The sequence below is a fragment of the Gordonia sp. SCSIO 19800 genome, from assembly GCF_018132775.1.
In the GTDB taxonomy this organism is placed as follows: Bacteria; Actinomycetota; Actinomycetes; order Mycobacteriales; family Mycobacteriaceae; genus Gordonia; species Gordonia hongkongensis.
The window spans coordinates 1-9,463 of record NZ_JAGRQM010000045.1; the positions used below are offsets into that span (position 1 = coordinate 1).

Here is a 9,463-nt window from a genome sequence, read left to right on the forward strand (position 1 = left end):
GGGTGGGGACTTTTATCTGGCCACCAGCGGGGACCTCGACCTGGCCACCAATGGGGACTTTCTCACGGCCATGGACAACACTGGACATGTAGGTGTCGGCGGCACGCTTGGCGGGTGCGCAGTCAACGCCTGGGCTCAGCGCCACGATGTCCAGGATGCCGTCTGGTCCCCAGGCCACCCCGCAGCTACGGTCTCCGATCCACTCAGGAGGCGGGGGAGTGGCAATCGTTGTGACGGACAGTGGCGCCGCGGACGACCGATGGTCCGTGCTCGATACGGAGTCCTCGCCGTCGCTACAGCCAGCTGGGATCAGCGAGACAGCGACGATTAGACCGGCGCAGAGCGGTCCGAGTCTCATTGGCCGGCGCGGTAAGAACTCATCATCCCGCCAAGGTAGCGGAGAACAGCAACCACACCGCTGACGCGATTACCGCAAGACCCAGTGCGACACCGACGATCCAGCCAGCGCTGATACTGCTGCGACACGTCATGCGGCGGGCCAAGTCGAAGAAGGGCGAGCCGCCCTCCCATCGGATTCAGCGGAGGTTGGCGGATGACTACCTGGCGAACCTTGCTAGCTGTACTGACCCGGGACGTTAGGTACGGGGTTCGGCGAGTCGCCGTGACATAGGGAAGACCTCCGAGTGAGGTGTGGAGCTGTCTAGGAACCGCTCCTCAACCCGGAACTGTGCGGTGACCTCTTCGACGTCCGCGTTCTCGATGAGGGCAAGGCAGAAGGCTTGGAACTCGCCAGCTGTGCGGCCTGACGAGGCGGACACTGCGGGTCTTCGACCCGCCCAGGCACGTTGTCGTCGACATGGTGCGCTTCGATCCGACCTCGGGACGCCCATACACGGCCGCGCCCGAGGGGGTGTCCCTGCGGGTGCGCGCATCAGGTGCGCGGATCGAGTCAGTGGTGCCTGGCGCGGCAACTGGCCTGGCTCCAGCTGTCCAACGGACTCAATTCAGGTCCAGGAGGAAAGATGATGGTGAGTGACAACGACAGCAAGAGGGGCATTCCTCACCCGTGACCTGTAGACATGTCATAATATCTATTATCGGCATATGGGAATTGCTTGGGGCCCAGCGTATTTCCATGTTGATCTGACATAACGCAGATCGAGGCGGGAAGCCTGTTGGGTTTCGGTCTATGGGAAACGAGGCCGCGCGGCGTGGCAGCCGTGGCTATTGAGTCGGTTGCGGGGACGGTCGCGGTGGGTTCTGGTCTCCGGGTACGCCTAGACCGCCGCGGTTATACGACGAAGGTTGGTCGCTGGCTCAAATCGCCACCAAGTAAGGGACCACGGCAGACACCGGGATGGCTGCACTGCGCGCGCACGGGGTCGGATGCGGAAGCCTTGGGAGCGCCCAGCCCGCCGCCCTGGATTGGTGGCGCGGATCGAGGCCCTTGGCGCCGCGTCGACTTCCCTCGGGCGCTTCTCACGGATCCTTTCATGCTTCCGTGGCAAAGTGGTTTGGCTGACTGTCAGAAGTTCGGGGCCGTCGACCGCTCGATCAGATTCACGAAACCTGGCAGGAGGTGTCCGAGCAGTGTCGCTTCAGGTTGTCGATCTCGGGACCTTCGCACGCCAGTGGGCAGTGCAGGGCTCTAAGGTCGGCTGGCTACTGGGCGCTGGCGCGAGTGCCGCGGCCAGGGTGCCGACCGCGGACCACGTCATGATGGATCTGCTGCTACGGATGTATGCCGATGCTCATCACCTCGTCCGCCAGTCGCTCTCACTCGCCGAGGCCCGCGACGTCGAGCGGATCCGCGACTACTACGACGGCCGCAACGGGATGCCAGCGCTCAACGATCCGTCGGCCTATAGCGTTGCGTTCCAACTGGCGCTGCCCGATGCGACATCGCGACGCCGGCATCTGCGATCACTCTTCGAAGCAAGGTCACCGTCGTTCGGGCAACGGATCTTGGGCGCCCTCGTTGCCGCTGGCTTGTCAGACTTACTGGTCACGACCAACTTCGATGACCTTCTTGAGAAGGCAGTTGAGCAAGCGCAAGTCGCTCTGAACGACAGCGCTCGTAGTCGGTTGGGCGTCGCCGATCTCGGCAACCCAGGGCAAGCCAATCTGGCACTGAGTGACGATGACTTTCCCTTCCTCTTCAAGCTCCATGGCGACTTCCGTGACCGTGAGCTGAAGAATCTTGAGTCCGAGTTGCTGGCGCAGGACACTAAGATGCGCCAAGCGGTGCTGGACGCCAGCCGCCGCTTCGGACTAGCTGTCATGGGCTACAGCGGCCGTGACGCCAGTGTGATGGAGATGCTCAAGGATGCCGTTGCGACCGACGGCGCCTTCCCGGCCGGTCTGTGGTGGATGGGACGCCGCCCGGAGTCCCTTCTAGCCCCCGTCAAGGAGCTGTTCGCTGCATGCGAGTTGAGCGGGGTCGCCGCCTACTTCGTCAAGATCGAGACCTTTGACGAGACGCTTGGAGCACTCGGGCGCCAAGCAGAGCTTCCCGACAGCCTGCGCGGCTACGTCGACAATCTGCAAGCCAAGCCGCGCATCACCGACAGCGGGTTCCCCCAGCACGATCGGGGATCGCTTCCGGCACTGCGCATGAATGCGCTACCGGTGCTCGAAGCACCGAGTCAGGCACTGCGAGCGACTCTGGCGACGGCGCCGGATCGAGTCGAGATCCGCAAGGCACTCAGGGAGGCCCACTGGCGCGGTGCCGCCGTAACGACTGGGCGTCAAGTGCTCGCGCTGGGAAGCCCGTCGTTGCTCAATACCGCACTTAACCTAGACGGTCAGATCGAGCAGTGCGATATCAACCCGCTGGCGCAGGGCGCTGCGACCGCTGAGCGTGCTCTGGTCTATGAGGCACTCGCCCGTGGGTTGGCACGCGGTCTGCCTGTCCAGGCGCGCGTCCGCGATTCCGGTCACCGCCTAATCGTGACGCCTGAGCGTACCGACCGCCCCGACAGCGAGCGGCAGGCGCACGTGCGCGCGCTGCTGGCGAATGCCTATGGCGATCCATTAACCGGTCAGTGCCCGATGAACCTCGGGCGTGGGGTCGACGGGAAGCCCCGTCGCTTCGCCGAGTCGGTTGAGCTGTCGCTGGAGTGGCGTCTCGGCGTGCTGTGGCTTTTGTTCGTGCCGAGGACCTGGGTCTCAGCGCTCCCGCAGGGCGACCGGATGAAGGGCCTGGGGGATCCCGCATCAGCCTGGCGCAAGGAACGCTGGGTCGCCCGGCGCAACGAGCGCTGGGCATTGATCATTGATGCGTGGGCCAGGGCGCTCGCACCGCAGGCGCGGACCCAGGTCCCGGTGCTGCCGTCAGCCTTGACCGAGCGGGACTTGGTCGGTGGAACGTTCTTGCTTGGGAAGACGACGGCGTACAGCAGGGAGGCAATGTGAGCACCCAAGTCGTGGGCAGCCTGCTGCCGCCGCATCGGCTCCTTGCCGAGCCGTCGCTGCTGTTCGGAGCCGGCGGCATTAGCAAGCATCCTCTCCTCGGGCTCCAAACACACGGCCCCTACAGTCGTGACTCCTTTGGTTCGGCGGATGTCCGCTTCGCCCTCATTACCACGACCGCGCTCTACGCGCGGACCAGGCAGTTCCTCGGTAGGTTGCTGAGTCAGCACCAACCCACGGATAGGCGGAAGTACGTCCCGCCGTATCCGGGATTCAAGCAGGTTTACGGGGTCGGCCTTCGCCCCGCCGACGGCTCCGAAGTACAGCTGGATTCCTCTCTCGCCAATGCTCCGGATCCGCACAACGCGATCGCGGCGGCACTGGCGCCCGCCGTCAGACAACTGGCAGCGACGCGATCCGACTGGGACGTGCTGGTCATCGCTCTGCCCGCAGCATGGCGCCAGTGGAAGGTATCGGCGGACGGCGCATTCGACCTACACGACCAGCTAAAGGCATTCGCCGCACCGCTCGGTCTTCCCACCCAGATCGTGTGGGAAGACCGAGCCCTGAGCTTCAAGCACCCGTGCAGCCTAAGCTGGCGCCTCTCTATGGCTCTGTACGCCAAAGCTGGCGGGACCCCATGGCGCCTCCACCGATCCGACGACGCCGACGTGGCCTACGTTGGCCTGTCTTATGCTATCCGAGGCGGCACGGCCGACGGCTTCGTGACGTGCTGCTCTCAGGTGTTCGACGCTGACGGTGGCGGCATGGACTTCGTCGCCTACGACGTCGGTCAAGGCCTCGACCTGGATAACCCTCACCTCACCCGCGACCAGATGCGCGCCGTCATGAGTCGCAGCGTCCGTCTCTACCAAGACCGGCACGCTGGCAATCTGCCCAACCGGATCGTCGTCCACAAGACCACTCGATTCCGCGACGAAGAGGTCGACGGCGTCTTCGACGCCTGGGATGCCTGCGAAGAGATCGAGTGCGTCCGAGTGCAGGCCAGCACACCCTGGCGAGGTGTTCACCTCGTCGAAGCGAACCCAGGCCAAGGCCCGAGCAAGCCGGCGAACTGGCCAGTCCAGCGCGGCACCCTCCAGTTCGTCTCCGGTCGAGACGGACTGCTCTACGTCAACGGCACCGCACCAGGACTTGCGTCCGGAAACGGAAACTTCTACCAAGGCGCGAAGAGCATCCCGAGTCCTCTCCTGGTGACCAGAGACGCCGGATCAGGCCCCTTGGAACGCACCGCGGACGACGTCTTGGCGCTGACGAAGATGGACTGGAACAACGACGCCCTCTACGATCCGCTGCCGGTAACGATTAAATATTCCCAAACGCTCGCTCGCGTCATCGGCCACACCAGCGGCCTCCCGGACGCTGCTTACCCGTACCGACTGTTCATGTAGGCACTGCGAATCCTGGCGGTCGCAAAACCCCCTGCGCCTACGTCAGGAGTCCTGAGACCATTGGGGCAGGAGGTAACTGACCATGGCAATCAACTTCGGAGCGCTGAACCAATCGCGCGCGGCCGATGCACTCATCGACCCGCGCGACATCTTCAACGCGCTTCCCACCAAGCCGCCCGGCATGAACTTCCTCCGTGGCCCCCAGGACCAAGTCCTGGAGAAGTGGTTCGCTCGTAAAAACCAGCGGGACGTTGTGGTCAAGCTCAACACCGGCGGCGGTAAGACCGTCGTTGGCCTCCTCATTGCCAAGAGCTCCCTGGCCGAGGGGAAGGGCCCAGTCGCCTACCTGGTCCCGGACAATTACCTGGTCGACCAAGTTATCGCCGAAGCCGGCAGGCTCGGCATCCCAGTCGTAAACGACCCCAAGGCCTTCGCCTACTCCCAGGGGTCGGCAATCCTGGTCGACACCTTCCAGAAGCTGTTCAACGGCAGATCGGTCTTCGGGGTCGGTGGCAGCGCTGGGCGATCCCCCTCTGCCCGACGCCCACACACAGTGATCATCGATGACGCACACGCATGCCTGAACAAGGCTGAGCAGGCCTTCCGACTCACTATTCCTAGCACGCACGATGTGTACGACAAACTGCTGACTCTTTTCGCGCCGGCACTCGAGGACCAATCACCTGCAGGATTTCTCGCGCTCGAAGCCAAGTCGAGCGGCGGTGTCCAACAGGTCCCCTACTGGTCCTGGGCCGAGAAGCAGCGTGAGGTCATCACCACCCTGCAGTCCCTGGCGGCCGAAGACGACTACCAGTTCTCATGGCCGCTCATCGCCGATGCCCTGCCGATCTCCCGCGCAGTCTTCACCTCCGGCGCGCTGGAGATCGAAGCGCCATGCCTGCCCTCCGGAATCGTCACAGGGTTCGACCAAGCCGAACGTCGCATCTATCTGACAGCAACGCTCGCCGACGACGGCATTCTGGCCAGCCACCTGGGCGCCGAACCGGCAGCGATAGCAGATCCGATCACGCCGGCCAGTGCCGGCGATATCGGTGACCGTCTGATCCTCGTTCCACAGCAGACGCACCCGACAGCAGCCCACGATGAAATCCGGGACCTCATCGTCGAACTCGCCGCCACCCGCAACGTCGTTGTCATCGTGCCGAGCCTGCGTCGGGCCGCCTATTGGCAGCCGTACGCGAAATTTGTTCTGGAAAAGGACACGCTGACGTGGGGCATCGACCAGCTGCGCCAGGATCCCAGCCTGGGCCTGGTCGTGCTCATCAACCGGTACGACGGAGTGGATTTGCCCGGCAATGCCTGTCACGTGCTCGTGGTTGACGGCCTCCCTGAGGCCATGTCAGGAACCGAACGAGTCGACCAGGCGCAACTCGCAGGGTCCGAGCTGCTGGTCGCACGGCAAGTGCAGCGCCTCGAACAAGGCATGGGCCGCGCAACACGTTCCAACGACGACCACTGCGTTGTCTTCCTGCTCGGCAACCGACTGGCAGAGCGCCTGCACGGCACCGGAGCTCGCGATTGCTTCTCCCCGGCAACTCGTGCCCAGCTTGAGCTCTCAGAGCAGGTCGCCGCGCAGCTGGAGGGCACCGGTCTCGATGCGCTGAAAGAGGCCGCCCTCCAGTGCCTCAACCGCGATCCCGACTGGATGGCAGTCAGCCGCGCCACCCTCGCTCCCTTGCGATACGGGCAGGCCAATGTCAGTGAGCTGTCGGTCGCCAGCCGCGAAGCGTTCGAGCATGCCATCGCCGGAGACTTCACCGATGCGCTGTCAGCCATGCAGGAAGCGATCAACGCTGCGGACGGCCCAGCCGAGAGTGGCTACGTCCTGCAGCAGTACGCGGCCTACGAGCACCACATCAACCCCGCGCGTGCTCAGCAAACCCAGAAGTCAGCCAACCGCAAGAACCGCAGCGTCTTGCGGCCCATGGACGGCGTCGAGTACGAGAAGCTGTCGGCGCCGACGTTGGAGCAAGGCGCGGCGGCGTCCGCCAGCCTGCAGCAGCGCTACGCCTCGGGGAACGAGCTGCTAATCGGCATCAATGCGCTATTGAGTGACCTGTCGTGGGGCGTGCGCGCGGACGCCTTCGAGCAAGCATGGCACGACCTGGCCGACCACCTCGGCTTCGCTGGCCAACGTCCCGAGCGCGACACCGGCCGGGGGCCCGACAACCTGTGGGCTCTGACAAGCGGGTCCTTCCACGTCATCGAAGCAAAGAACGAAGTCAAGCAGTCCCACCCGGTCTACAAGAAGCACGCTGAGCAGCTGTCCAACGCGATGGACTGGTTCCGCCAGACGTACGGCACAAAGACGACCGCGACCCCGGTGCTGGTGCACGCTCGCGCCATGTTCGACAAGAAGGCCGCTGTCCCAACCGGCTGCCGGATCGTCACCAAGGATAAGCTGGACTCCCTCCGTGACGCCATCCATGCCTACGCGACCGCGCTTGCCGATGCCGACACCTTCCGCGATGCGGCCGGCGTCGGACGGTTGCTCGCATCGCTCGGACTCACGGCCCAGGACTTCACCAACAAGTTCACATCGCCAGCGCTGCGCGACACCTGATCCCCGCGCGGGTAGGGGAAAGCCCCGACCGGCCCGTAGTGCTGACTGACATCATGTTTCGTGATGGTGGAGGAACCCAGGGAGCCGGCGCTTCGAACGCGCACCGAGTTCGGCGCCAGGCTGCGCGACGAGCCGGCGACAACAGAACGGGCAATCCTCCGCCCTACCTCTGACGGCGGATCGGTCACTCAACGGCAAATACGTCATAAGGTAAATTATCGGCATTTCAAAACGCTTGGGGGACATGTGCCACGACGCGTTGCTGACATAATTAGCGGGCTGGCGCGGACTCGCGTACCGCCGACCGAGCACCGCCGCACGACCCGCAGTTAACGCCGACCCTGCGACCTGCCCGGTTTGCGTACGCGAAGGGGGTCTGTTCGCCGGGGGTGCGACGCCAAACCTCTCTGGTTCGTTTCCTCAGTGCTTGCGGGGGTGATCGGCTTCGACGAGTTGGGCGGCGACCGTGGTCACTGGAATGTTGTTGTCCTGAGACAGTTTTGTCAGCAGACGGAAGGCTTCGACAGCGTCGAGGCTGAATCGCTCCATGATCATGCCTTTGGCCTGCCCGATGATGTCGCGGCTGGCCAGCGCTGAGGTGAATTGCTCTTGCTGTTTGATCCCGTTCAATGCGACCGCGCAGTGTGTTGCGAGCATGAGGCCGAGTTCTTCGTCGTTGTCGTCGAAAGCGTTGGCGCGCAGACCGAAGAGGTTGAGAGCGCCTAGTGTGCCGTTGCCGGTGTACAGCTTGTACGACAGGAGACTCTGCACGCCGGCTTCGACGGCCTGCGGGGAGAAATCCGGCCAGCGTGTCTCTTGGGTCAGGTCGTCGGCGCGGACGACAGTGTGACCGAGGGCGGCGTCCACACAGGGTCCCTGACCGGTGTTCTGTTGCAACTCGTCGAGCCGGACAGGCAGATCGTTTGTGGGGGCGTGGGATCGAAACGTTTTGCGTTTGTCGATGACCAGCACGTCGGCGGCGTCGACGCCAGTGATGAGTTTGACTGCGGCGGTGGTCACCGTGAGCAAGAGTTCGTCGAGGGAGTGCACAGCAGCTGATTGCTGGGCGAGTTCGGCCAGTTGTGCGGCGATGTCGACGTTTTCGTTGTGTGCCTGAGGCGGCATGGTGTGCTCCAGTCGTTTCTGACGTGGAGCCGACGGATAGCGTGCGGGCCGTCGACGGGCGCCGGTGGAAGGTGCGGGGCGCGGTCTCCTGCCGCCGAGTAGCTGCAGGTTGTGTAGCGCCTTAGAGCCGACCGTACACCCCATCCGTTTGCGTCAGACGTCGGCGCACCTCAGCTCGCGACGTTCCGGTGCCGGGGGACACTGCTGTACCGTCGGCGGCAGGTCGTGCCCACGCCCTGCGCGGCGGCCGGCTTAGGTGTCCGGGTTGAGACACCAGCCCGGACGCCGATTTTCTCCTCAGTAGGTGTACTGCGCGAGCCTTCTCTTCTGCCCGGTCGAGTGTGTGGCTGACCGGCTGGGCGTCAGCGGGCCACCTGAGTTCGGGGAAGGTCATATCCCCACGTCATGATCACTCGAAAGTCGTTGTTGCGAAGCTGCGTTCGGATGTCGATGACGTGATCACCGTGCCGAAACAGTATGAAGACGCTGGGGTGCGCCTCACAACCTGTCTAGTCGTTTGCCCATCTCTTCTGCGGCCACTCCTCTGGTTACGAGCCGGTGTCGGTGTGCGGGTCGGCGACCGGTTTCGATTCGGCTGAGTTGCGTTGCCGGAGGAAGACTGACAGGACGACGATGGCGGCCACGGCGATGAACTCGCTCTGCCAGTTCTGCATCGACTCAAACCAGAACTGCGAGGTGCTCAGGTAGCGCCATACCGACACGGCCGCCTCCCCGTGTTGCTGCTGCTCGGCGCTGTAGGCGCGTGCGCCGCCGACGGCATGCAAGGCCATGGATGCAAAGAACAGAGCAAAGAATGCAATGGCGAGGGAATTTTCGTAGATTTTGAGCACCCACCCCCCGCGCTGGACGGGCCACGGGGCCCCGGAACCGATGGGGGTGTCAGATGGTCTGTGTAAGTCCAGTGCTCATCAGTGAGAGGACAATCTATGAGCATGGCGTTAGACGACAA

5 protein-coding genes are annotated in these 9,463 nt (G+C 63.9%); 3 read left to right on the plus strand and 2 right to left on the minus strand.

All coding sequences use genetic code 11. The annotated features are described in order from the left end of the window. Window positions 1-1,677 precede the first annotated feature (1,677 nt). The 3 genes from KB201_RS24500 to KB201_RS24510 all read left to right on the plus strand — a co-directional run bounded on the left by KB201_RS24500 (window position 1,678) and on the right by KB201_RS24510 (window position 7,368). Window positions 1,678-3,375, plus strand: a complete 1,698-nt coding sequence (locus tag KB201_RS24500; protein WP_211540869.1) for an SIR2 family protein — start codon at window positions 1,678-1,680, stop codon at window positions 3,373-3,375. After that, window positions 3,372-4,784, plus strand: a complete 1,413-nt coding sequence (locus tag KB201_RS24505) for a hypothetical protein (protein ID WP_211540872.1) — start codon at window positions 3,372-3,374, stop codon at window positions 4,782-4,784. The genes KB201_RS24500 and KB201_RS24505 overlap by 4 nt, the downstream gene beginning before the upstream one ends. An 82-nt stretch (window positions 4,785-4,866) precedes the next feature. Further along, on the plus strand, window positions 4,867-7,368 hold the full coding sequence (locus KB201_RS24510; RefSeq protein WP_211540874.1) for a helicase C-terminal domain-containing protein: 2,502 nt from the start codon (window positions 4,867-4,869) through the stop codon (window positions 7,366-7,368). Window positions 7,369-7,788: 420 nt separating this feature from the next. Here KB201_RS24510 and KB201_RS24515 read toward each other — a convergent pair whose 3' ends face one another. Beyond that, a complete protein-coding gene (locus tag KB201_RS24515) occupies window positions 7,789-8,493 on the minus strand; it encodes a GAF and ANTAR domain-containing protein (RefSeq protein WP_211540877.1) in 705 nt (234 codons plus the stop codon). Between the two features lie 548 nt (window positions 8,494-9,041). Continuing rightward, a complete protein-coding gene (locus tag KB201_RS24520) occupies window positions 9,042-9,416 on the minus strand; it encodes a DUF6766 family protein (protein ID WP_307848133.1) in 375 nt (124 codons plus the stop codon). Window positions 9,417-9,463: the final 47 nt, after the last annotated feature.